General features: G+C 59.9%; 13 protein-coding genes. 4 read left to right on the top strand and 9 right to left on the bottom strand.

Annotated elements, in window-relative coordinates; genetic code table 11:
* Positions 1–269 precede the first annotated feature (269 nt).
* Both BLW70_RS19385 and BLW70_RS19375 read left to right on the top strand, forming a co-directional pair.
* The gene (locus tag BLW70_RS19385; RefSeq protein ID WP_074876648.1) at positions 270–539 is read left to right on the top strand and encodes a DUF1652 domain-containing protein; all 270 of its coding nucleotides are present in this window, start codon (positions 270–272) and stop codon (positions 537–539) included.
* Between the two features lie 566 nt (positions 540–1105).
* Positions 1106–5938, top strand: coding sequence for a M10 family metallopeptidase C-terminal domain-containing protein (locus tag BLW70_RS19375; protein WP_074876644.1), 4833 nt, complete (start codon positions 1106–1108; stop codon positions 5936–5938).
* A gap of 149 nt (positions 5939–6087) precedes the next feature.
* Here BLW70_RS19375 and BLW70_RS19370 read toward each other — a convergent pair whose 3' ends face one another.
* The 3 genes from BLW70_RS19370 to BLW70_RS19360 are packed head-to-tail and all read right to left on the bottom strand — an operon-like array spanning position 6088 to position 10506.
* Positions 6088–7437, bottom strand: a complete 1350-nt coding sequence (locus BLW70_RS19370) for a TolC family outer membrane protein (RefSeq protein WP_074876642.1) — start codon at positions 7435–7437, stop codon at positions 6088–6090.
* Between the two features lie 2 nt (positions 7438–7439).
* The gene (locus BLW70_RS19365; RefSeq protein ID WP_074876640.1) at positions 7440–8792 is read right to left on the bottom strand and encodes an HlyD family type I secretion periplasmic adaptor subunit; all 1353 of its coding nucleotides are present in this window, start codon (positions 8790–8792) and stop codon (positions 7440–7442) included.
* Positions 8785–10506, bottom strand: coding sequence for a type I secretion system permease/ATPase (locus BLW70_RS19360; protein WP_074876638.1), 1722 nt, complete (start codon positions 10504–10506; stop codon positions 8785–8787). Before BLW70_RS19360 ends, BLW70_RS19365 begins: the two co-directional genes overlap by 8 nt.
* A gap of 468 nt (positions 10507–10974) precedes the next feature.
* On the opposite strand from BLW70_RS19360, the gene BLW70_RS19355 reads away from it, so the two are divergent.
* Positions 10975–17391 carry a DUF5801 repeats-in-toxin domain-containing protein gene (locus tag BLW70_RS19355; RefSeq protein ID WP_235865009.1) on the top strand — a complete coding sequence of 2139 codons (6417 nt, stop codon included), beginning with the start codon at positions 10975–10977 and terminating at the stop codon, positions 17389–17391.
* A gap of 116 nt (positions 17392–17507) precedes the next feature.
* On the opposite strand, the gene BLW70_RS19350 is transcribed toward BLW70_RS19355, so the two are convergent.
* From BLW70_RS19350 to BLW70_RS19325, 6 genes are all read right to left on the bottom strand, one after another.
* Entirely contained in the window at positions 17508–18251 is a 744-nt protein-coding gene (locus tag BLW70_RS19350) for a response regulator transcription factor (RefSeq protein WP_074876636.1), read from the bottom strand.
* Positions 18252–18838: 587 nt separating this feature from the next.
* Complete coding sequence (locus BLW70_RS19345) at positions 18839–20218, bottom strand: TolC family outer membrane protein (protein WP_074876634.1); 1380 nt, start codon at positions 20216–20218, stop codon at positions 18839–18841.
* A 2-nt stretch (positions 20219–20220) separates the two neighbouring features.
* A complete protein-coding gene (locus BLW70_RS19340) occupies positions 20221–21534 on the bottom strand; it encodes an HlyD family type I secretion periplasmic adaptor subunit (RefSeq protein ID WP_074880690.1) in 1314 nt (437 codons plus the stop codon).
* Complete coding sequence (locus BLW70_RS19335; protein ID WP_074876632.1) at positions 21515–23296, bottom strand: type I secretion system permease/ATPase; 1782 nt, start codon at positions 23294–23296, stop codon at positions 21515–21517. Before BLW70_RS19335 ends, BLW70_RS19340 begins: the two co-directional genes overlap by 20 nt.
* 299 nt (positions 23297–23595) lie before the next feature.
* Positions 23596–24831 carry a saccharopine dehydrogenase family protein gene (locus BLW70_RS19330; RefSeq protein WP_074876630.1) on the bottom strand — a complete coding sequence of 412 codons (1236 nt, stop codon included), beginning with the start codon at positions 24829–24831 and terminating at the stop codon, positions 23596–23598.
* A gap of 27 nt (positions 24832–24858) precedes the next feature.
* Positions 24859–25956, bottom strand: coding sequence for a carboxynorspermidine decarboxylase (locus BLW70_RS19325; protein ID WP_074876628.1), 1098 nt, complete (start codon positions 25954–25956; stop codon positions 24859–24861).
* A gap of 261 nt (positions 25957–26217) precedes the next feature.
* On the opposite strand from BLW70_RS19325, the gene BLW70_RS19320 reads away from it, so the two are divergent.
* Entirely contained in the window at positions 26218–26865 is a 648-nt protein-coding gene (locus tag BLW70_RS19320; protein WP_074880688.1) for an MliC family protein, read from the top strand.
* The last annotated feature ends 12 nt before the right edge of the window (positions 26866–26877 follow it).

Raw genomic sequence — 26877 nt, 5'->3', positions numbered from 1 at the left:
GGATGTTTGAAGGGATCCGAGTACACGTCTGGGCGCCAGCTGGCGAGATAAACAAAGAAAACCTCTCTGAACGACCGCGACGAATGCGCCACCTTTCAAGGCTGCCAGAGAAAAACGGTCTAATCCCTCCGGGAGCTTGAGGAATACACTTGATGAGGGGCTCCTGGCCAAATGTGTTTAGGGAGCCCACCAAGCATCTACTTTCCAGGAGCTTCCCCATCCACGTCTGACAAAAGTCATTTGGCTGACTCCCGTCAAGGTATGTCGCCATGTTATCGACTCTGGAACTGCGCCACCTCGTAGAGCAAAGCTTTCTGCCGACACGCTGCGACTGTACGGTAGATCCACCGGCAACGCTGACCGTTCGTTTTTATCAGGGCACCTCGAATCAGGAAATCCTGACGGTCACCGGGATCCCGATTGCCCCGCTCAACAACGGTTTTGCCATCGAGACCCTTATCTCGGATCTGCGCAACGACCTCGATCGTGTCAGCCCTGTTGCTCCCCGCTACTCGGCCAATCATTTTGAGAAAAGGTAGCAGCGAACACGAAAGCAATAGCAAGCCGGGCATCAGGCCCGGGCCGAGAGCTATCAGCTTGCCGCTTATTCCCTATCTTCCAATTCTCACGCCTTCCACTGCCTGGGCATAACGTTTGGTCGCCTCAGTCACCAGGTGCTTTCGCTCCTCTCGGTCGATGAAACCTTGTCTCAGGTACACCTCTACCAGTCGGAGCAATTCTTCATATTGCTCCTGCGCAGTCATGCGGATATCAGAGCAATCCAGCAAGTTATGCCACGTGGCTAGCGCTTGTGATTTCCGGTCTTCGTACATGGCACCCGTTTCCAAGGGCTGTATGCGGTAGAGACTGCCAACTGGCGAGACGTTCACCGGGGACGACATACGGCATCTCGCGCTACCTGACCCAGCGTCAACAGAACGTTGTTTTTTCGAAAGACCGCATAACCGCTGATCAGTTAGTTCGGTTTTTTGACACTTCCCCGATATGTGGTCACAACTTTTGCGCTCCACCGGGTCATAACACGGTAGCCGCCGATGGAATATTGGCATTTATCGTAGTTTTGGCCTGATATGGAGATAAGCATATGATTTTTAACGTACAAAATTTTGGCGCCAAAGGAGATGGCATCACTGACGACACCGCGGCTATACAAAGTGCAATTGATGCAGCGGCCGCCGCAGGGGGTGGGCAGGTGTATATGCCGACCGGAACTTATATCGTTTCGGGAGGCGAAGAACCCTCCGACGGTTGCCTGATGCTCAAGAGCAACGTCTACCTGTACGGCGACGGCATGGGCGCAACTACGGTCAAAGTGGCTGACGGCTCCGACACCAAGATCACGGGGGTCATCCGCTCTGCCTATGGCGAGGAAACCCACGACTTCGGTGTCAGCAATCTCACCATTGATGGCAACCGTGACAGCACTACGGGCAAGATCGACGGCTGGTTCAACGGCTACATTCCCGGCGAAGAAGGCTACGACTCCAACGTCACCCTCGACAGCGTCGAAATCAAGGATTGCTCCGGGTACGGTTTCGACCCGCACGAGCAGACCGTCAACATGGTCATCAAGAACAGCGTGTCCCACGGCAATGGCCTGGACGGCTTCGTGGCTGACTTCCTCAGCGACAGCACCTTCGAAAACAACGTCGCCTACGACAACGACCGCCACGGTTTCAACGTTGTCACCAGTACCCACGACTTCACCCTCACCAACAACATTGCCTACAACAATGGCGGCAATGGCATCGTGGTGCAGCGCGGCAGCGAAGACATCCCCTCCCCCAGCAATATCACCATCACCGGTGGCGAGGTGTACGGCAACGGCGCCGAAGGGGTGCTGATCAAAATGTCCAGCGAGGTGACCGTCAGCGGCGTTGATATTCACGACAACGCCAGCGCCGGGATTCGCATTTACGGCAGTAACCACGTCGAGGTCATCGACAACACGCTCACCAACAACTCCCTGGGCAACCCCGTACCGGAAATCATCATCCAGTCCTACAACGACACCCTGGGCGTGTCCGGCAAGTACTTCAACGGCAGCGATAACACGATCCAGGGCAACATCATCACCGGCAGCAACCTGTCGACCTACGGCGTTGCGGAGCGCAATGAAGACGGCACGGATCGCAACGCCATCATCGGTAACACCATCAGCCACACCAGCAACGGTGCCACGCTGGTCTATGGTGACGGCAGCTACGTCAGCGCCACGGTGCCGATGACCACCGTGCAAGGCACGGCTGGCAACGACACCCTGCTGGGCAGTGCCGCCAGCGAGATTTTCTATGGCGTTGCCGGCAACGACACCATCAATGGTGGGGCCGGTGGCGACATTCTGGTGGGCGGTGCCGGTCTCGACAAACTCACCGGCGGTGCCGGCGCCGATACGTTCCGTTACGTCGCTCAGTCCGACAGTTATCGCAACGCAACCACAAGCTTCGATGACACCATCACCGACTTCGACGTCACCCAGGACAAGATCGACCTCGCAGGCCTCGGTTTCACCGGCCTGGGCAATGGCCGTGGCGGCACCTTGCAGGTCAGCTACAGCGCCAGCAACGACCGCACCTACATCAAGGACTACGATGCCGACGCCAGCGGCAATCGCTTCGAGTTGATTCTCTCGGGCAACCTGGCCAGCACCCTGACCGCCAGCAATTTCATCTTCAACCGAGTGATCACCGGCACCAGCGGCAGCGACTCGCTGTTGGGTACCGACTCGGCCGATACCCTGCTCGGCCTGGCGGGCAACGACAGCCTCAGTGGTGGCGCGGGCGACGACAAGCTCGACGGCGGTGCCGGTATGGACTCCCTCACCGGCGGCACTGGCGCGGACATCTTTGCGTTCTCCAATCGCCTGGACAGTTACCGCAACTACAACACCGGCGGTGCCAATCTTAGCGACGTGATCACCGATTTCGATATCGCCGCCGACAAGATTGACCTCTCGGCCACTGGATTCACCGGCCTGGGGGATGGCAAGAACAACACCGTGTACGCGGTGCTCAACAGTGCCGGCACCAAGACTTACATCAAGTCCCTGACCGCCGACGCCAATGGCAACCGCTTCGAAGTGACACTGGACGGCAACTACCTCAACACGCTGACCAGCGCCAACTTTGTCTTTGCCACTTCGCCAACGGTCAACCATGCGCCGGTGGTGGCAACGGCGTTGCTGGATCAGAGCGCGACCGAAAACACCCCGTTCAACTACGCGGTGCCGGCCACCAGTTTTACCGATCCGGATAACGACAGCCTCAGCTACACCGCGACCCTGGCCGATGGTAGCGCCCTGCCCGCCTGGCTGAGCTTCAATGCCACCAACCTGACCTTCACCGGTACGCCGACCAGCACCGCCTCCGGCAATTACAACGTGCTGGTCAAAGCCACGGACCCAGCCGGTGCATCGGTCAGCGATAGCTTCGCCCTGGCGGTGGCCGATGCCCCCGCCCCCGTTAACACCATCACCGGCACCAACAACGCTGAAAGCCTCAACGGCACGGTGGGCGAAGACCTGATCCTCGGCCTCGGTGGCAACGACACAATCAAGGCCGGCACTGGCGCGGACATTGTCGACGGTGGCGCCGGACGCGATTCGCTGTACGGCGGCGACGGTGCCGACACCTTCCGCTACACCAACTTACTCGACAGCTACCGCAATTACGGCACTGGCGGTGTCACGGCCACCGACACCATTTATGACTTCACCGTGGGCGTCGACAAGATCGATGTGTCGGCCCTGGGCATTCTCGGCCTCGGCGATGGCAGCAATGGCACGTTGTACATGACCCTCAACGCGGCCGGCGACAAGACCTACATCAAATCCGCCGAAGTCGACGCCAATGGCAATCGCTTCGAAATCGCCCTCAACGGCAACTACCTCAACACCCTGACCGCCAGTGATTTCGTGTTCGGCGAACGTGCTCAGCAGGACATCCTCTACCTGCCTGTCCTCGGCCAATCCAATGCACGCCTGCTGCGCATGACGGAAGACGACAATCAGTCCGGCACCTCGATGCTGGTCAACGACCTGGACCGCTACACCACCTATGACGTGCGCAGCCAGTTCAACGACGCCGATGGCAACGGCATCGACCTCGCGGTAGGCGGCAGCACGGTCACCGGCCTGTCGACCCTCAGCGCCGAGGAACTCAAGTTGTGCTGGTGGCTGACCGACACCAACCAACCCGGGCCTGCGCTGTTGCGCGCCGAGACGCTGCTGCGCGAACAGCTCACCGAACTGCAATCCATCGATAACGTCACCATGGGCATCATTTGGGGCCAGGGCGAGGAAGCCGCCCAGGAGATCGGCCGCGCCACGGACAAAGCAGCGGCAGCAGCGGCCTACAAGGCCGCGACCCTGAAGGTGTTTGATTACCTGCATGCCCAGCTCGGCAACTTCAGCGTGTACATGATGGAAACCGGTCACTACGATCAGGGCGCTGCGCGTACCCGCGGTTATTCGGAAGAGAAGATTGCCTCCATCGTCGAGGGGGTTGGCTATGTTCGCGCCGCCCAGGAAGCCATCGCCGCCGAGCGCAGCGATGTCAAGCTGGCGGTGGACTACACCGACCTCCCCTTGCGCCACGAAGTCGACCCGCAGGCGTATCCCGACGACGTCTGGCACCTGCACGAAGAATCGGCGGAAATCGTCGGCCAGCGTCTGGCTGACTACATCGCCAGCGACCTTGGCTTCCAGGGCAACCCTAATGACAACAACAGCGTGCAGGACATTTTCGACAACGCTCAGAACATGATTTCCGGTACCGACCAGGCAGATACCCTGGTGGGCACTTCGGGCAACGACACACTCGATGGACGCCTGGGCGCCGACACCATGACCGGTGGCGATGGCAACGACATCTATGTAGTCGATAGCGCGTCCGACCGCGTGGTGGAAAGCAACACCTCGACCTCGCAGATCGATACGGTACAGGCCTCGGTCAGTTGGGCCCTGGGCGCCAATCTCGAGAACCTGGTGCTCACCGGTGTGTCGGACATCAACGGTACCGGCAATGAGCGGGAAAACTTCATCACCGGCAATGCCGCCAATAACGTGCTCAATGGTGCGACAGGGGCCGATACCATGACCGGCGGCGATGGCAACGACACCTACTATGTCGACAACGCCGGCGACAGCGTGGTCGAGATCAGCAGCAATGCCGTGTCTGGGGGGATCGACCGTGTACATAGCAGCCTGACGGCTTATACCCTCAGCAACAATGTCGAGCATCTGTATGTCGATAGAACTGGTGCCGCCAATGGCACGGGCAACGCGCTGGACAACACATTGTTCGCCGGAGCCGGCAACAACGTGCTGGACGGGCGCGATGGCATTGACACGGTGTCTTATGAAAGCGCCCTGTCTGGCGTTACCGTAAACCTCTCGACGTCAGCGCAACAAAACACTGTGAGTTCGGGGCTCGACACCTTGAAATACTTCGAAAACCTGACGGGAAGCGCCTACGCCGACAGTTTGTCCGGCAACAGCGCCGCGAACGTTCTGAACGGGGGCGCGGGTAACGACACGCTGGTGGGCGGTTCGGGCGATGACCGGCTGATCGGCGGAGCCGGCACCGACAACCTCTCCGGTGGCACAGGCGCGGATACCTACGCATTTGGTGCGCTGTCGGACATGGGCGTCGGGGCGTTGCGCGATGTGATCAACGGTTTCAAGACCACCGAGGGTGATCATCTGGACTTCACCGGCCTGGACGCCAACCCGCTGACCGCCACTGTCGACGCCTTCACATTCATCGGCAGCAATGCCTTCGACCCTGCCAACGCCACCGGCCAACTGCGCTTTGCCGATGGCATTCTCTACGGCAGTGTCAACGCCGATGCCACCCCCGAGTTCGAGTTCGAACTGGTGGGCGTCAAGGAGCTGCACGCCAGCGACTTTACAGCCTGAGTCAAGCCCCAAACCTGTGGGAGCGGGCTTGCTCGCGAAGGCGGCGGTACATTCAGCATGGAGGCTGACTGAACAACCGCTTTCGCGAGCAGGCTCACTCCTACAGGGTTAGGCTGAGATCTTGAGCTTTGGTTAGAACCGAGGCTTTTTCAGAACAGGCTTTGCACCTGTTCCAGAACTCCGCGGTTCATCTGGCCGGTGTGGGTGTGCAGGCTCACATAGCTTTGCAGCATGTCGAGTTTGGTGTTGAGCAGGTCTCGGCGGGCCTGGAATACCCGCTGCTGTGCATCAAGAATATCCACCGTGGAACGCACGCCACCCTGAAAGCCTTTTTCCGTGGAAGTCAGGGCTCGCTGATTGGACTCCACCGCCCGCTGCATCGCCTTGCTCTTGCTGAACCCGGCCACCACGCCCAGGTAATCGGCTTCGATGTCCTCGGCCAACTGTTGACGCTGCACATCGTAGTCAGACTGGGCACCGGCCAATTGTGCTTCGGCCTTCGCCACCGAGGCGCGTACCGCCCCGCCGCGATACAACGGAATATCCAGCTGCACCCCCACGTAATAGGTGTCCTGGCGCGGATCGAGATCCTCGTATTGACGGGTTTCCCGACGGGTTAACTGGGTGGTCAGCGACAAGGTCGGATGATGCCCGGCGCGCTGGCTGTCGGCCTGCGCCTCGGCGACTTTCACCGCTGCCAGGCGGGCTGCCAGCTCGGGGCTCGCTTCACGGGCAATCGCTGTCCAGTAAGGCAAATCCTGCTCCGGCGGGATCGGGCTACCGGCGGCGAGTTCTTCGCGCATCGGCTGGATGTCATCGATAGGCAGGCTGGCGCGACCGGACAATGCCCGCAACGCAGCCACGCGACGGGCCTGGGCTTCAGCCTCCTGGGCTTCGACGAGATCGAGCCGCGCCTGGGCCTCATCAATGTCGGTGATCGCGCCCTGCCCGCCCTGATAAAGCTTTTTGCTCTGCGTCACCAAGCCACTGATGGCAGCCTTTTGCTGGGCGATCAACTTGATCTCGTTTTCAGCCCGGGCGACGTCGAAGTAGCCTTTGGCGACCCGGTCGTACAGGGTCTGGCCGGCAACATCAAATACCTGGTTACCCAACTGCCCTCGCGCCTTGCCTTCCTGATACGCCGCCCAGCGCCCCTTGTCATAGAGCGGTTGTTGCGCCGCCAGAGTGACGTTGTTTGCCTGGTAGTCATTACTGTTGACGTAGGTGCTGTCGTCGCCGCCATCGATACGCCCGCCGTAGCCGTAGCGTGACGTCAACGACACTTGCGGATATAGGCCCCCGCGGCCAATCGCCTCTTCCTGCTTCGAAGCATCAAAGGCATGCGCCGCCGATTGCACGGTCGGGTCATTGGCGCGCGAGGCGTCATAGGCAGCGGTCAGGCTCAGGCCTCCTTCGGCTGCCCAAACCGGATTGACCACGGCCCAGCTGATATACAAACCCAGCAGCACACGGGAGCGATAGCGACAACGGTCGGTCATGCTCATTCCTCTTTGAAGGCCGCAAGCAAGCGCTCACGCAAAGGTTTCATCAGGTAGTTCATCAAGGTGCGTTCCCCCGTCACCACCGTGACATCGGCGAGCATGCCGGGGCGCACCAGCAGACCGGCGGCCTGGAGCGAAGCGACGGTGCCGGCGGGAATTTCGACCTTGGCGGAAAAGTACGGCTGGTGCGTCTGCTCATCGATCAACTGGTCCGCCGACACCGTAGTCACCGTACCGGTGACCGTTGGTGTATCCACCCGTTGCAGCGCGGTGAAATGCACATGCACCGGCAGACCCGGACGCAACTTGTTGGCCATCAGCGGCTCGAAACGCGCGGTGATCGCCATCGGCGCATCCAGCGGCACCACCTGCATCAGGGTTTGTCCAGCCTGCGCAACGCCCCCGACCGTATGAATACTCACGTCCATGACCTGTCCGGACACCGGCGCACGGATCGCACCGTTGTCGACTTCAAACTGCAAGGCACGAATCTGATCGGCATACCCTGCCGCCTCGGCAGAGACTTCGCTGAGCTGGGTTTCGGCATCGCGGCGAAATTCCTGCTGCGCCTGCAAGGCCTTGAGCCGGCTTTCATTGATCGCCTGGCGGGTCCTGCCGACATCGCCCACTCCGGAGGCTATCTGCCCGGCCAATTGAGCGGCGTTGCGCTCGGACTCGAAGAGTTTGTTGCGCGGAACGTAGCCTTCACGGGCCAAATCACGCAGGCCTTCCAGCTCCTGCTGTTGAAAGCGCATCTGCGCGTCGTAGTTGCGCTTGACGCCTTCGTAGCCGTGCAATTGCTGCTGCAATGCCGCGGCTTCGTGTTCGATGATCTGCAAGCGGCTGCCCAGTTCTGCGCGGCGAGTCAGAAACAACTGGCTCTGCAAAGCCATGGCGGCCTTGACCCGCGGTTCGTCGGCGCGCTCCAGCAGCTCAGCGGGCCATTGGATCTCGGCTGAGCCCAGGCGCTCGGCAATCAATCGCGCTTCAATGCTGCGATCGTTGAGCAACTTGCCCAGGGTCACGTCCAGTTGCGACTGCGCCTGCACTGTATTGAACTGCACCAGCAACTGCCCCTGGGTGACGCGATCGCCATCGCTGACCAGCAGCTTTTCCACCACCCCACCGACCAACGACTGCACAGCCTTGCGCTCGCCCGCCACCACCACGGTGCCGCTGCCCACGACACCCTGGTCGAGCGGCGCCAGGCAAGCCCAGAGCAGGAAGCCGCCCAGCGTCAGGATCAGGAAACCCACGCCATAGCGTGCCGCTCCGCCGGCGTCGGTACTGGCGCTGGGCAACGTGTTGGCGCTGCGCACGCTCAGCCCCTGCTCACGGGTCAAATCATGCATCTTCGCCAGTCTCCTTTACCGCGGCCGGTCTTGGCCCCGGCATCAATGCCTTGAGCACCTGGTCCCTTGGACCGAATGCTTGTTGAGTGCCGTCCTTGAGCACCAGGATGGAATCGACCACCGCCAGCACATTAGGCCGGTGGGTAATCAGCACCACGGTGCTGCCAGCAGCCTTGAGCACACTGATGGCTTGCACCAGTGCCAGATCTCCGGCTTCATCGAGGTTGGAATTGGGTTCATCGAGCACAATCAGCGACGGGTGCCCATAGAGCGCGCGAGCCAGGCCGAGGCGTTGCTTTTGTCCACCGGACAAGCCAAGCCCGCCGGGGCCCAGCGGTGTGTCGTAACCCTTGGGGAACCTGAGGATCATTTCGTGAATGCCAGCGTGACGCCCGGCGGCGATGATCTTGTCGGCGTCCTGCTCGCCGAAGCGGGCAATGTTGTCAGCCACACTGCCATCGAACAGTTCGATGTCCTGCGGCAGGTATCCAAGGTGCGGGCCAAGGGCATCGTGGGACCATTGACTGATCTCGGCGTCGTCCAGGCGCACCGACCCGCCCATGGCCGGCCATACTCCGACCATCGCCCTGGCCAGCGTTGACTTACCACTGGCGCTGGGGCCGACAACGGCGAGCACATCACCTTTGGCCAGGCTGAAATTGATGCCCCGCAAGATCGGCTGCGAGGCGCCGGGCGGTCCGACATACAGCTGTTCCAGGCGTACCGCGCCAGTGGGTGGTGGCAAAGGCATGCGCAGGCGCTCGCGCGGATGCTGGGCCAGCAGCTGGCTCAGGCGCTGGTAGCTCTGGCGGCCGGAGTTGAACTGCTTCCACGAGCCAATGGCAATTTCCACCGGCGCCAGGGCACGCCCCAGCAGCAGCGACATCGCAATCATCATGCCCGCCGACAATTCGCCTTCGAGCACCAGCAACGCCCCCAGGCCCAGGGCCAGAGACTGTCCGGAGATGCGCACGAAACGGGTCATCGAAGTGATTCGCGCGCCGCGGTCGCTGGCATGGGCCTGGGCGGCAACAATGCGTTGCTGCAACAGACTCCAGCGCTGACGCAACGGCCCGAGCATGCCCAGGGCCTGGATGACTTCGGCATTGTGTAACGTGCTGTTTACATAGATCGACGACTGCACGCCCAGGCGATTGGCTTCGCCCAAACGCGTGCGAGTCGCCAACTCGCCCCACAGCGCCAGACCGATCAGCACCAGGGCCAGAACCAGCGTCAGCACGCCGAACCAGGGGTGAAAGATGAACGCCACCAGCAGGAAGATTGGCAACCACGGCGCATCGAGCAAGGCGATCAGGCCCTGGCCGGTGATCAACTGCCGCAGCGTCGCCAGATCGGTGAGTACCTGCGCCGGGTTGGCGTTGTGCTCGCGCAGGCTGCGGGCGAAGGCGGCATCGAAAATCCGCTCGCCCAAGGCATCGTCCAGCCCCGCGCTCATGCGAATCATCACCTCACCGCGCACCCACTCGATCAGGGCGCTGAACATGAACAGGCCCAGGGCGATCAAGGTGAGCATGAACAAGGTGGTTTCGTTGCGGCTGGTGAGAACCCGGTCGTACACCTGCATCATGTAGAGCGACGGCACCAGCACCAGCAGGTTGATCACCCCACTGAACAGCGCCAGCGACCAGAACACCCGGCGATAGCTTAATAAAGCGGCATCAATGTCATGACGCGGATCGAGAAGCAAACCCATAAAGTGTCGCCCGCAAAAGAAATAGTCGGTCCAGGACGCAATCCATCGCTGGTTTTTGCCCTAAGGCAGTGGAGAAAACGCTAAACGTAGCCTGATGTGCCGCTATCAGAGACGATCCCCGTCGCTACAGGCGCCAATTACTGACCGCGCAACCTCGGGTTAGTGCCGGTTCGCTGGTCTGGGTTTCCATGTGGGTGACGGGCGGAGATGTTGCACAGCGCGACAATGGCGGATAAAACCCGACCGATTTTGAACCCTCGTACCATGTCCTGATTTGCAAGCGGAATATGCGGCACCGTTCCTGCGCGCCCTTATCCCGCTTTTCCCCTCCCGAGTAGTCTGAAACTCCCACCCCGCTTGGGAGTATCGGCCGATGCGCAATCCCCGGCGCTTACACATAGTTGCAAGCCATAGCAGTAAAAAGTCTACGGTCCGGCCTCGATGGCCCGTGTTGCTCTGGAGAAAATCATGGCTAATCACAAAAAAAACTCATCGCTAACAAGCAACCAGGCCGGTAACACCGGTGCCCCCCTATATGCTCCGACCGTCACCACCGACCTGAGCGACTACGCGCCCGGCAGCACCGCCACCATCACGGCTGGTGGGTTCGCACCGGGCAGCACAGTGAAGCTCGAAGTGGAACACGCCACCGGCGCCGGCGCGGATAACGTATGGGGCACGCCCGACGACGTGCTCGATACCGACACCGGCGAGGGACACGAGCCCTGGTACGTGACCGACGGCGGTGCCGGCGATCTCGACGGCCAAGTCAACGGCAGCGTCACAACCTCGTGGTACGTGAACCCGGACGACTCCGCTGGTGCGACGTTTCTGCTCACCGCGGCCTCTGCGGGCGACGATCGTGTGTTCGGTACCAGTGACGACGCAGTGGCGACAACGTCGTTTACGGACAGCGCTCTGAGCGTCGTGGCGACCGGCGCGAACGTGACGCTGGACGAAACGGCCGGGTTGCAGAACGCCGCCGCCACTCCAAGCCCTGCGGAAGACGCTAACGACAACGACATTCTGGTAGCGTCCCTGCCCTCGATCTTCTCTACCCGCTTGACTGCACTGGGCGCCGGCACTGCAACGGGAGCGGCCTTGAGTGGCTATACCGGTGCCGTGGGCAACACAGGCAGCAATGCATTCACCGTCACCGCAGACCCCGGAGCCACCATTACCAATATCAGCTTCGTCGATAGCGCTGGTGCACCGCTCAATGGCCTGGACAGTGGACTGGATACCCTCAATGGCACCAGCATCCTTCTCTATACGGATGCGAACAACGACAACATCGTTCTGGGCCGGGCCGGTGGCTCGACCGGCGCGATCGTGTTCGCGGCCTATATCGAAGAAACCGGGTCGCCGGTCTCGGGTGGCAAGATCTGGACCGTGGAGTACCAACCGATCAAGCATACAGATACGGCGAATCCCGATGATTCGCTCAGTCTGCTGAATAAGGTGTTCATCGGAGCCAGTCAGGACCTGGAGTTCAGTCTGGCCAATGCGCCCTCCGGTCAGAACCTCTTCCTGATGTTCACGAAAGCGAACCCAACAGTTGTCGACGACGGAGGTGTCTTGCGGATCACGGACCCCACCATCATCGCCACCGGCAAGGACCCCGCAAACCAGTCCACTGGCGTCAATATATCGACTGGCGACACGATCAATACCAGCCAGGCGGGTGGCCCGACCACCTTCGGCACCAACAGCCAGATGATTACGGAACAGGAAGGCATCCGTTATTCGTTCGTCACCGGTGCCAGGCAGGACCTGACCATTCCCAACCTGGATCAGACCGAAGCAGATGTTGAAGCCAATATCAACTTTACCGGCGTTTTCAATGCGAAGTCGGCCAGTTTCGACGTCGTGCAGTTGCAAAGCGGCAAGAGTGCTGTCGTAAAAATCAGCGCATTCAGCACCGCTGTTGAATCTGGCACGAACTTCATCGACGGCTATGCGAACGATACGCCGGTTGCCATCACCAATGTTCGCGTCTTCAACAGCGCCGGGGTGGTGATCGAGAATTCAAACGGATCGGTGAATGATGGGGCCATTGGCATCACCTTTTCCGGTGGGGTTGCTACCATCACCGGCGTTTTGGCCGGCTACCAGATTGAATACACCACAACGACGGATCACAACCGCGTCCTCGTCGAAAACGGCGCGGCGCTCGACGCCAAGGGCAATAACCACGCCGATTTTGATATCGGTGGTTTCACGCTGGTCCAGGCCTCTGTTTCGAAAACCGAAATCGGCTCCCAAATGATCTTCGAGGACGACGGGCCGAGCATCAGCACCACCGGCACCGAGCCGACGCTGACGGTGGACGAGACAGTGCTGGCAACCAACGCCACCCAGAACTTTGCCGCCAATTTCAGCTCAGCGTTTGGCGCCGATGGCGCCGGCACACTGACCTATGCGCTGGGCGTGGTGGTCGGTGCCTCGGGGCTGACCGACACAGCTACCGGCGAGGTGGTAAACCTGTCGCTCAACGGCACCGTGGTGGAAGGTCGCACGGCCACGAGCAACGATTTGGTGTTCACGGTGAGTGTCGCCGCCAACGGTGACGTCACGCTCGACCAGATCCGCGCCGTGGTGCATCCCGACACCACCAATTCCGATGATTCGAAAACTCTATCGGCGGACAACCTCGTGACGCTGACGGCGACCAAGACCGATGGCGACGGCGACAGCGCCCAGGCGACCCTCAACATCGGACAGAACCTGGTGTTCAAGGACGATGGGCCGAGCATCAGCACCACCGGCACGGAGCCGACGCTGACAGTGGACGAGACGGTGCTGGCGACCAACGCCACCCAGAACTATGCCGCCAACTTCAGCTCAGCGTTTGGCGCTGATGGTGCCGGCACACTGACCTATGCGCTGGCCGTGGTGGCCGGTGCGTCGGGGTTGACCGACACGGCCACTGGTCAAGCGGTGAATCTGTCGCTCAACGGCACAGTGGTGGAAGGTCGCACCGCCACGAGCAATGAGCTGGTGTTCACAGTGAGCGTCGCCGCCAATGGTGACGTCACGCTCGACCAGATCCGCGCCGTGGTGCATCCCGACACCACCAATCCCGATGATTCGAAGACGTTGACCGCTGACAATCTGGTAACGCTGACGGCAACCAAGACCGATGGCGACGGCGACAGTGCCCAGGCGACCCTCAACATCGGACAAAACCTGGTGTTCAAGGACGATGGGCCGAGCATCAACACCACCGGCACGGAGCCGACGTTGACAGTGGACGAGACGGTGCTGGCGACCAACGCCACCCAGAACTTTGCCGCCAACTTCAGCTCGGCGTTTGGCGCTGATGGCGCCGGCACACTGACCTATGCGCTGGGCGTGGTGGTCGGTGCGTCGGGGTTGGTGGATACGGCCACCGGCCAGGCGGTAAACCTGTCGCTCAACGGCGGCGTGGTGCAAGGCCGCACGGCGACGAGCAACGATCTGGTATTCACGGTGAGCGTGGCCGCCAATGGTGACGTCACGCTCGACCAGATCCGCGCCGTGGTACATCCCGACACCACCAATCCCGATGATTCGAAAACGCTGACCGCTGACAATCTGGTAACGCTGACGGCAACCAAGACCGATGGCGACGGTGACAGTGCCCAGGCGACCCTCAACATCGGGCAGAACCTGGTGTTCAAGGACGATGGGCCGAGCATCAGCACCACCGGCACCGAGCCGACGTTGACAGTGGACGAGACGGTGCTGGCGACTAACGCCACCCAGAGCTTTTCCGCCAACTTCAGCTCGGCGTTTGGTGCTGATGGCGCGGGCACACTGACCTATGCGCTGGGCGTGGTGGCGGGTGCCTCCGGGCTGACTGACACGGCCACTGGCCAGGCGGTGAACCTGTCGCTCAACGGCGGCGTGGTGCAAGGCCGCACGGCCACCAGCAACGATCTGGTATTCACGGTGAGCGTCGCCGCCAATGGTGACGTCACGCTCGACCAGATCCGCGCCGTGGTGCATCCCGACACCACTAATCCCGATGATTCGAAGACGTTGACCGCTGACAATCTGGTAACGCTGACGGCAACCAAGACCGATGGCGACGGCGACAGTGCCCAGGCGACCCTCAACATCGGGCAGAACCTGGTGTTCAAGGACGACGGGCCGAGCATCAGCACCACCGGTGCGGAGCCGACGTTGACGGTGGACGAGACGGTGCTGGCGACTAACGCCACCCAGAGCTTTGCCGCCAACTTCAGCTCGGCGTTTGGTGCTGATGGCGCGGGCACACTGACCTATGTGCTGGGCGTGGTAGCCGGTGCCTCGGGGCTGACCGACACGGCCACTGGTCAAGCGGTGAATCTGTCGCTCAACGGCACAGTGGTGGAAGGTCGCACCGCCACGAGCAATGAGCTGGTGTTCACGGTGAGTGTCGCCGCCAACGGTGACGTCACGCTCGACCAGATCCGCGCCGTGGTGCATCCCGACACCACCAATTCCGATGATTCGAAAACGCTGACCTCTGACAACCTGGTGACGCTGACGGCGACCAAGACCGATGGCGACGGCGACAGCGCCCAGGCGACCCTCAACATCGGACAGAACCTGGTGTTCAAGGACGATGGGCCGAGCATCAGCACCACCGGCACGGAGCCGACGCTGACAGTGGACGAGACGGTGCTGGCGACCAACGCCACCCAGAACTATGCCGCCAACTTCAGCTCAGCGTTTGGCGCTGATGGTGCCGGCACACTGACCTATGCGCTGGCCGTGGTGGCCGGTGCGTCGGGGTTGGTGGATACGGCCACCGGCCAGGTGGTAAACCTGTCGCTCAACGGCACCGTGGTGGAAGGTCGCACGGCTACCAGCAACGATCTGGTATTCACGGTGAGCGTCGCCGCCAATGGTGATGTCACGCTCGACCAGCTCCGCGCCGTGGTACATCCCGACACCACCAATCCCGATGATTCGAAAACGCTGACCGCTGACAATCTGGTAACGCTGACGGCAACCAAGACCGATGGCGACGGTGACAGTGCCCAGGCGACCCTCAACATCGGGCAGAACCTGGTGTTCAAGGACGATGGGCCGAGCATCAGCACCACCGGCACCGAGCCGACGTTGACAGTGGACGAGACGGTACTGGCAACCAACGCCACCCAGAACTTTGCCGCCAACTTCAGCTCGGCGTTTGGCGCTGATGGCGCCGGCACACTCACCTATGCGTTGGGCGTGGTGGTCGGTGCGTCGGGGTTGGTGGATACGGCCACCGGCCAGGCGGTAAACCTGTCGCTCAACGGCGGCGTGGTGCAAGGCCGCACGGCGACGAGCAACGATCTGGTGTTCACGGTGAGCGTGGCCGCCAATGGTGATGTCACACTCGACCAGATCCGCGCCGTGGTGCATCCCGACCCCACCAATCCCGATGATTCGAAGACTCTATCGGCGGACAATCTAGTGACACTGATAGGGACCAAGACCGATGGCGACGGCGACAGTGCCCAGGCGACCCTCAATATCGGGCAAAACCTGATATTCAAGGACGACGGCCCATCGCTCGCATTCGGCAACCTGATCGGGACCGGTAGCGTCCTTGCTCAATATGGGTTCTGGAACAATTCGGCCGGAGCCGACGGGCTGGGTACGACCGGTCTGAATATCTCGTTGGTGAATGGTGAGTTCACCATCGTCAGGCCAGATAACACGACCTCGACCGGGACCGGCACGCTCACCGAGCAGACGCCCTCACCGGATGCCAATGGCGCGTACCAATTCGCAGGGACGTTGACCGGCGATTTCGACAATAACGCCAACACAGCGGATACCAGCGTCGACTACACGTTGACCGCCTATGCCAATGGCAGCTATGCACTGGATCTTGAGCAAGGCTTCGGTTCGACGATCGTCCAGAGCTCTGAAGACGGCTCGCTCGGTGCCGGTGGCCCGGATCCCGTGCGCACATTGTTAATTCCGCCGCAGAATCCGCCGACTATTCCTTCGCCCTCTGAGGAGATTGTCTTTTTTGGTGTTAACGCGACCACTACCGCAGGCGAAATATTTTCCGCCATCACCGTGGGAGCGCCCGACCTCACCGAAACGCAAATAGAAGCCGGCGGGTTTGCATTCATCGGCACCGCGAACATGAACGTCAGCACCTCCGGCATCGGTATTGCCAACAACAACCTGGATGGAAACGGGACGGCAGGCATCAATGCCGGTGACGAGAGTTTCGTCATCAATCCCGAGACCTTGTTGACGAGCCTGAAAGTTTTCATCGACAACTCGGTGCAGGGGTATGACCCGGCAACGGAGGAACTGTATTACACGATCTTCTACGATGACGGCACGACGTCGGGTTCGCCGACGAAGGTTCTTGCCGCTGACCTGACCTCGGAAGATGGAGGACAGATGTCGTTCCTCATCGAGCGAGTGGACTCCAAGCTCATTGACGCGGTTCAGCTGACGATGGGCCTGGGCGTGATCAAGATCCCGGTGATCGAGTTCATTCAGGAGTCCGAGAACCTGGCCAGCGACCTCCAGCTGCAGTTCAGCGCGACGCTGACGGACAAGGATGGGGACTCGGCGACGAGTACGTTTGACGCCAACCTGTTCGCCAACGACCCGGCCAACGCGCTCTTCGACTTCACGCTGGTTGGTACAGGCGGAGAGCGTGATGCCTTCAACATTGATTTGTCAGTCGATGAGAACCTGTACCAGGTCACCGGCTTCGATGCGGACCCAAGCCTGCGAGACACGCTGGTGCTCAACGGCGACCAGAATGCCGTGGTCCAATCGATCGACATCTCCGGCGCAGACAGCATCGTGACGATTGCCGAGGATGGCGGACAAACAACCACCATCACCTTGGTCGGGGTCGATGTTCTGGCTAGCGACATTGTTTTTGGCGGCGCCTGAGGTATCGCGCGCGTAAAGAATACGAGGGTGGCGCAAACCACCCTCGCAGCGGATCGCCTGCGTGCTGAATCCTCTGGGACGACAACACGGTGACGGCCCAGACGCGCCAAGGGGTGTCAGAGCGTCTTGTTTTGACGTGAAGCCAAATCCATTTCCACCCAAGTGGAATCGAGTGGTTTTTCGTCGTTGGTAAGCCCGTGCTTCAGCGCATACATCAGCAAGTCGATGCGGTTGATGAGATTAAGCTTTTGATAAATGTTGCTGAGGTGGTTGTGCACGGTGTGCTCGCTGATGCCCAGGCGCCCGGCGATGCTGATGTATTTGGCGGACGGATCCCCCACGATGGCGCGAATCAGTTCTCTCTCGCGCAACGTCAGCCGCGCTTGTTTCGCCTGCTCCAGATTGCACTTCAAATGTATATGTCCGGTCGCGGCGTAGCCGGAAAGCCCACCGGCCCAGGCTCTATCCAGTCCAATGTCGCGGTGGTGGACCGTGATGATGGCCTGGATGATCGATTCTGTCGGGTCTTCCGCCAGCACGATGCCGCGAGCGCCCGCCTCTATTGCCTGGGCAACGGGGACGGCTTCGTACAAGCCCTTGAGCACCAGTAATTTCATTTCAGCGCTGCGGGTGAGTTGCGCGACGACCTCCAACGGGTTCAGCGCATCTGGAAAGAAACTGAAAAAAATGACATTGGGACGCATCTGATCGGCAAGATCCAGCGCGCTGGTATAGGTGGTGGCCTGGCCGCTCACTTCCATCTGAGGCTTCCTGGCATTGATCAGGTCGTGAAGCCCCATGAGCACGAGGGGGCGACAATCGATCAGCATCACGCGTATGGGTTTTCTGTGGGTCGTCATTACTTTGCTGACTCCCTTGAAAATGAACCATGACCTCCATCCATTGGACTTCCTGGATCAGCGGCCCGCTCACTTGGTCCGCGCGATCGAAGGACAGATACGAGCGCCGACAGGCCCAAGGGACACTAGCGTCACCGGCTGAAGTTGAGGACGTTTGCAAAACCCGGGCAAGCTATCGAAAAAACTTAAATAGGAACAACAATCAATAGCTTGCGCATGTGGATGTGCTCCCTCCAGCCACTGAACTGAGTCTAGGCCAGCCCAGCGCACTACCCGCCCGCCCATTCCATCAGCCGTCACCTCAAACCTCATGCGCATAGCCCCGTAAATCTTCCCACGGGTGCCCTCAACCTCAAGAAATCAAGGTCTTAGGCTCGCTGCGGAAGACCTGCGACCTAAGCCTGAATCTGATCAAAATCGTCAACTAACCGACAAGTGGCGTGAAGCCAGCACAGAATAAACTCTGGCGTCAATTTTTCGGCGAAGCCTGTCTCGCCGAGCCATGCAACCACCGCCAGAACTGCTGGAGGTCAGGCTGAAATTGGCGTTCAGTTTGGGCGGGATCCACAGTCGGTATTGCGGCAGGATCAGGGGGATGTCAGGTTTTGGCTGGCGCTGACGGGGCCCAGCCAGGCATTAACGCTTTCGACACTTTCGGCAGGCGACTTTCCCGCCCAGCGATTGAGCGTGAGGACATTGGTGACGAACTCATATTGCGTCTTGAGCAGATCACGACGAGCCCGGAATTCGTTGCGTACGCTGGCTAGTACATCGACGGCATTGACCATTCCGTAGTTGAGCGCTTTCTCTGCCGCCACCCTGGACAGCTGGGCCGAGCTCAGGGCATTTCGGCTCGCGCTGATCTTTTCTACGCTCGAATTGGCGGTCAGGTAAGCGCTCGTGATCTCTTTGACCACCCGGCGCCGGATCGCTTCCAGTTCCTGCTCGGCGGTAATCTGATCCTGGTAGAGACCACGGACCCGCGCCGAGGTCGAGCCACCGCTGTACAGCGGCACCTGAACGCCAATGCCGGCGACATAACTGTCTGTGCGCGGCGTCAGGGCATTGTTGTAGCCTTCGTTTGTCTCTTGTGCGCTCAGGCTCAGACTCAGGGTCGGATAGTGCCCGCCCTTACCGCTGCGCAACGCAGCGCCCGCCGCTTCGACACCGCTTTCGTTGGCCTTGAGTGCAGGGTTTAGCGCCATACCCTCGCGCACCCAGGTTTCAAGGCTCTGCGCCGAAACCCGTAGTTGCACGTCATCGCGAATCCGGTTGAGCTTCTCCTTGACTGGCCGGCCGACGATCTCCGCCAATGCCTCGCGACTGATACTGGCCTGGTTGCGGGCATCCAGCTCCTGCGCAGCGAGCAAATCGACCCGGGCCTTGAGGTCGAGTTGGTCGGTAATCAATGCCAACTGCTTTTCGTACAACGCATTGACTCGGTCCAGGCTCTTTTGCGTGGTTCGACGTTCCGCCCTCACCAACTCCAGTTCATCCTCGGCCGCCAATGCGGTGAAGTAACGCCGGGCCAACTCCACGGTGGCCTCGGCCTGGGCTTCCAACGCCTCAGATTCGGACTGCCTGGCCAGGCTTTTGAATTTCTGATAGTTCTCCCATGCGACCTTGTTGTAGAGGTACTGACGCAACACCAGGCTGTAGCTTTCGCTATCGTAACTCTGCTGCACCAGGTCGTTTTCCTGGTGAATCCGATTCGTCCCGGCGTTCATCGATACCTGCGGAAACAGCGCCCCCATGGCCTCGCGCTGATGTTCCCGGCCCGCCTGCGCTTGTGCAAAGGAAGCCAATATCCGCGGATCCTCCAGTCGCGCCTCGCGATACAACTGCATGAGGTCGGTCGAAAACGTCGAGGCGCTGACCCCGTTTGGTGTTGCTGCCGGGGTTTGCGCCAGCGCGGCACCCGCTGCAAGCATCAGCAGACCGCCCAGCAGAACTGCCGACGCGCGCACGGTTATTCCTCGATCATCGATTGAGACAGGGCATCGCGAGCCGGCTGCACCAAGTACTGCAACAGCGTGCGCTGCCCGGTGATGATCAACACGTCCGCCGGCATCCCCGGCAGCAACTTGCGCTCACCCAGGGTCTGCGCACCGGCTTCGGTGACCCGGATCCGCGCCAGATAATAGGCAGCCCCGGACTTTTCATTGGTCAGTCGGTCAGCCGATACGCCGCTGACCTCGCCTTCGATCACCGGAGTGGTCGAGCTGTTGAACGCGGCGAAACGGATATCGGCACGCTTGCCGATGGCGATGCGATCAATATCTATCGGGTCCACCTGGGCCTCTATGACCAGTTCGGAAACCGATGGAACAATGTCCAGCAGCGGCGTTGCCGGGCGCACGACGCCACCAATGGTGTGCACGGTCATGCCAATCACCATGCCCGCGTCGGGTGAGCGGATGACGATACGGCTGAGCCGGTCTTCCAGGGCTGAGGTTTTCTCTTGCAGGTCGTACATCCTGGTTTGCACTTCGGCCAGCTGCTTGACGACCTCGGCATTGAAATCCTTGTCGATTTGCAGAATCTGCAGCTGTGTTTCGTTGATCTGCAGACGAGTCCTGTTGATGGTTGAACGGTGATCGGCCACTTCCGACCTGAGCATTCCCAGCTTGCGCTCCTGCTCAATCAGACGTTGTTTGTCAACGAACCCTTGCTTGAGCAGGTCGGTCAATTCACCGATTTCACCGCTGTAGGATTTCTCCAGGTGAACCTTGGCAGCGATCATCGATTCCAGTCCCTTGATTTGTTGATGCAACTGGCCAATGCGCTCCTTCAACACCGAAATCTGGCCCAGCCTCGAGCCCTGCCGGGCATTGAACACCTGGGTCTCGCCTTGGCGCGCTTCCACACCTCGCACACTGGAGGGATCGGCTATTTCCCCAAAGCTGATTGCCGACAGCGCGTCGCGCTCCGCCCGGAGTCTTGCTTCCATGGCTCTGGCCGCGACGAGCTGGCTTCGGGTCATCTCGTATTCGAAGCGCAACTGGGCATCATCGAGAATGATCAGTGGATCATCCCGCTTGACGATGTCACCGTCATGGACCAACACCGCTTTGACGATGCCCCCTTCCAGATGCTGGACCGTTTTGCGGTAAGACTGCACGGTGACCACGCCAGGCGCGTAAGCGGCACCGTCCAGCGGCGCGAGCGCCGCCCACGTGCCGAACAGGCCGAAGATCACCCCGACAATGCCAAAACCCAGGCGACGGATTTTTCGATCGGATACCGGCAGGTCGGCGAAGCTGTCAATTTGACGATTGGGCATCGTACGGTCCATCCGCATCGTCCTTGCTGGTAGCGACCGAAGCCATGTTGGCGCCGGCTTGCGCGGTGTGCTTTTGTACCTGCTGCTGCGCGTTGAGTTTGGCCAGCACGTGATCGCGTGGCCCATAGAGGCTGATAACGCCGTCGGTCATCACCATCAACCGGTCAAGTTGCGACACGATGTTGGTTCGGTGGGTAATCACAAACAGGGTCGCGCCATTCCGCTTGAGCTGCTGGATGGCTGCTGCCAGGGCGCGATCACCGACTTCGTCGAGATTGGAATTGGGCTCGTCGAGAACAATCAGCCGTGGGTTGCCATACAGAGCGCGGGCCAGTCCTATGCGCTGACGCTGTCCTCCCGACAGCATGACGCCTTCGCTGCCAATGACGGTGTCGTAGCCATCCGGCAACAGCAAAATCATTTCGTGAACGCCAGCAGTCCTGGCGGCCAGAATGACTTTCTCGGAATCGACCTCGGTGAAGCGCGCAATGTTCTCGCTGACGCTGCCTTCGAATAATTCAATGTCCTGGGGCAAGTAACCGATATGGGGCCCAAGCTCATGTTTGTCCCACGCGCTGATGTCGGCCCCATCCAGGCGGACCACCCCATGCTGCGGTACCCATACCCCCATCAGTGCCCTGGCCAGGGTCGACTTGCCCGCGGCACTTGGGCCAATGATTCCCACCATGCAGCCGGCAGGTACGCTGAAGCTGATGTTTTTGATGATCGGGGTTTTCGAACCAGGTGCCGTGACTACCAGGTTTTCCACTTGCACGTGCCCCTGAGGCGCAGGCAAGGACATACGCTCGGGCTGAGCCAGTTGTTTGTCGAGAATGTCGTTGAGACGGGCGTACTGCGAGCGGGCCGCAATAAAACCCTTCCAGCTGCCGATGATCAGGTCGATGGGAGCCAATGCGCGCCCCAGCAGCACGGACCCGGCAAACACCAGGCCTACCCCCAACTGCTGCTCCACGGCCAGGTACGCCCCCAGTCCAAGGACCAGTGATTGCACGAGGATACGGAAGGATTTGGAAATCGTACTGACGATGGCCCCTCTATCGCTCGCCCGGGACTGCAGCAACAGGACGTTCCTTTGCCGACGCCCCCAACGGTCCATCAGGGTTTCAAGCATGCCCATGGACTCGATGACTTCAGCGTTGCGCAGATTTTTCGTGGTGTAGAGCGTCGCGCCAATATGCTCCTTGTTGGCCTGGGCCAGTGCCGGTCCCGTCAGCCGCTCATTGATAAACGCGAGTAACAGCAACAACAGCGCACTGCCCGTCGCGACCCAGCCAAACCAGGGATGAAACAGGAACATCACCGCGATATAGATCGGCAACCAGGGCGCATCGAAAAAGGCGAACAATCCATTACCGGAGAGAAACTGCCTCAAGCCCGTCAAGTCGTTCAGCGACTGGGCCGAAGCATCCATGCCGCCACTGTCCAGTGCCCGTTTGAAACTGGCCTTATAGACCTGGCGACTGAGCAACACATCCAGCCGGGTGCTGACCCGGACCATGATCCGAGAACGAACCCATTCCAGTGAGCCGAGCGTGACCACCAGCAAGGTCATGATCAGCGTCAGCATTGCCAGGGTCGTCAGACTTCTACTGCTCAGCACTCTCCCATACACCTGAAGCATGTAGAAGATAGGAACGAGCATTAGCGCGTTGATGAAAAGGCTGAAAAAACCCACAGAAATGAAGCTGTCTCTACAGGCTTTCAACGCATTTTGCAGGCTGTTTTCAGGTGTGCTTCGCATTGAAACCCCTGCTCGAGAAGCCATCCATTGTGGAGCTTAGATCATGCCGTACCACTACGTACGGCAATCGGCCGGATCGCCTCAGGCAACGAGCATTACCCCTGCAACAACCCGGCGATGAACAACGCGCAAGAGACTGCCGACGTCGAAGCCAGGATGGATTTCAGTGGTTCGCGCCGGAACGAAAAAAGGACCCGAAGGTCCTGATTTCAATGATTTACAGAATTCAATGGCGCTCTGTAGATCTTTAGCTGGAGCGGGAAACGAGACTCACCTGTATTTCAGGAGCCTCAGGCGTTTCAGCTCCACGGACGATCTCCATTTTCGTCCTTGATGCGGGTCGGCAGGCCCATCACATCCAGCGCCTTGAGGAACGGCTCGGCCGCAAGCTCCTCGACGTTGGCCATGCGCTGCACGTCCCACTCGCCACGGGCGACCAGCAAGGCTGCGGCCACGGGCGGCACGCCTGCGGTATAGGAAATGCCCTGGCTGTCAGTTTCCGCATAAGCGTCTTCATGATCAGCCACGTTGTAGATGAATACTTCGCGCGGCTGGCCATCCTTGGTGCCCTTGACCAGGTCGCCAATGCAGGTTTTGCCGGTGTAGCCAGGCGCCAGCGAGCTCGGATCAGGCAGCACGGCCTTGACCAGTTTCAGCGGCACGACTTCCAGGCCTTCGGCGGTCTTGACCGGTTGCTCGGAGAGCAAGCCAAGGTTCCTGAGTACGGTGAACACATTGATGTAGTGCTCGCCGAAGCTCATCCAGAAACGCACGTTGGGCACGTCGAGGTTCTTCGACAGCGAGTGCACTTCATCGTGGCCGGTCAGGTACAGGTTCTGCTCGCCGACGACCGGCAGGTCGTCGGTGCGTTTGACTTCGAACATCGTGTTGCTGGTCCACTGGCTGTTCTGCCAGCTCCACACTTGTCCGGTGAATTCGCGGAAATTGATTTCCGGGTCGAAATTGGTGGCGAAATACTTGCCATGGGAACCGGCGTTGACGTCGAGAATGTCGATCGAATCAATGCGGTCGAAATACTGTTGTTGCGCCAGTGCTGCATAGGCGTTGACCACACCCGGGTCGAAGCCCACGCCGAGAATGGCGGTAATGTTCTTCTCTTTGCACTCTTCGAGGTGGTTCCACTCGTAGTTGCCATACCAGGGCGGCGTCTCGCAGACTTTGCCTGGTTCTTCGTGAATGGCGGTGTCCAGATAGGCCACGCCGGTATCGATGCAGGCGCGCAGCACCGACATGTTGAGGAACGCGGAACCGACGTTGATGACGATCTGCGATCCGGTTTCGCGGATCAGCGTCTTGGTCGCTTCGACATCCAGGGCGTTCAGCGAGAAGGCCTGGATTTCGGCGGGCACTTTGAGGCTGCCCTTGGCCTTGACGCTGTCGATGATGGCCTGGCACTTGGAGATGTTGCGCGACGCGATAGCAATACGACCGAGTTCATCGTTGTGCTGCGCGCACTTGTGGGCCACCACCTTGGCGACACCTCCTGCACCAATGATAAGCACGTTCTTCTTCAATTTTTCTCTCTCTCCTTCTCTGCCAGCTTACGAAAGGCTGGACATGTAGTCGTTGTAATCAAACTCACGAACCACTTCGACTGTACCGTCGAGTTGTTTCACTACGATGGACGGCATTTTCAGGCCGTTGAACCAGTTCTTCTTGACCATGGTGTAGCCCGCTGCATCGATGAACGACAGCCGATCCCCAATCGCCAGCGGACGATCAAACTGATATTCACCGAAAATGTCTCCGGCCAGGCAGGATTTGCCGCACACCATGTACGTGTGCTCACCCTCGCTAGGCGCCAGCTTGGCATTCAGGCGATAGATCAGCAGATCGAGCATATGCGCTTCGATGGAGCTGTCCACAACCGCCAGGTGCTTGCCGTTGTAGAGGGTGTCGAGCACGGTGACTTCCAGCGACGCGCTCTGCGTGATGGCCGCTTCGCCCGGTTCCAGGTAGACCTGAACGCCGTATTTTTGCGAGAAAGCCTTGAGGCGCGCGCAGAACTCGTCCAGTGCGTAGCCTTCACCTGTGAAATGGATACCGCCACCGAGGCTGACCCACTCGACCTTGTGCAGCAAGTCGCCAAAGCGTTCTTCGATGGTGCACAGCATCTGGTCGAACAGGCCGAAATCACCGTTCTCGCAATTGTTGTGGAACATGAAGCCAGAGATCTGCCCGATGACCTGCTCGATCTTCACCGGGTCCCACTCGCCCAGACGGCTGAACGGTCGCGCGGGGTCAGCCAGCAGATAATCCGAGCTGCTCACCTGCGGGTTGACCCGCAGGCCACGCACCTTGCCGGCCGAAGCCTCAGTGTAGCGCTGCAACTGACCGATGGAGTTGAAGATGATCTTGTCGCAGTTTTCGAGCATCTCCTCGATCTCGTCGTCGGCCCAGGCCACGCTGTAGGCGTGGGTTTCGCCAGCGAACTTCTGTCGACCGAGCTTGAGCTCGTAAAGCGACGACGACGTGGTGCCGTCCATGTATTGCTGCATCAGGTCGAACACCGACCAGGTGGCGAAGCACTTGAGTGCCAGCAGGGCCTTGGCCCCGGACTGTTCGCGCACGTAGGCGATCTTCTGCATGTTCGCCAGCAGCTTCTGTTTATCGATGAGGTAGTACGGCGTTTTGATCATTTCGAGGCGCCTCCGGCAAGGCCAGCCAAAAAAGGATGCGCATTGTGCCTTCACTGGCCACATATCGAAAGAGCAGGAAGCGCTCTCCTGGTGAAACGCGGTTCAATTTATGTCCAAAGCACCCCGCAGGCCAGACCGGGAGTGGCAAGTTTTGAGCACTGACTTACACTCGATACACCCAATGCGAACGAATCAATGTCCAACGGATCGATAGGTTCCATGGCACTCCGGGGATCACGTAATGATCTGGGTGAAGCCAACATGAAAACGGTCACCAACCTTTTCACCTGTCTGCTCGCTGCCAGCGTTTGCGCGGTGACGAGCACCTGCGCCCAGGCGGCATCGTTCGAGACCAGCTTCGACTGCGCCACGGCCAGGGCATCCGTCGAAAAGCTTATCTGTCGTGATCGGCAACTGGCGCAGATGGATATCGAACTGACGCGTCTTTATCGCCTGGCGCTCACGGATCAACGGTCTGTACCGCGGCCAGATAAAATCTTGATCGACCAGGAGTTCTGGATCGACGCCCGTAATCAGTGTGCATCCACGTCTGAGCCCAAGGCGTGCACGATCCGAAGTTATGCCGAGCGCGCGCACCAGCTGCGCCAAGGCTCGGCCATTGTAAGAACCAAGGATCCAGACAGGCTCACCGAAGGCCCCCTGGCTTTTCGGTGTACCGGGTTAACCCCACTGATTGCCGCCACCTTCTTTAATACGCAGCCAGGCGTCGTGTACCTGAAATGGGCGAACACCTCGATCACCCTGAACCAGGTGCCGAGTGATTCGGGAACCCAATACACAGGCAAGGATTCCCAGGGGAGCTACCGCTTCTGGCAAGACGGCAACGGGGTGATTTTCCAGAAACCAGGTTCAGGGGCGATGAGTTGTACGGCTGAACCGGTCAGCTGATTTCTCCGAGAC

This window comes from Pseudomonas frederiksbergensis, assembly GCF_900105495.1.
In the GTDB taxonomy this organism is placed as follows: Bacteria; Pseudomonadota; Gammaproteobacteria; order Pseudomonadales; family Pseudomonadaceae; genus Aquipseudomonas; species Aquipseudomonas frederiksbergensis.
This window is presented reverse-complemented; position numbering and strand designations above follow the sequence as displayed.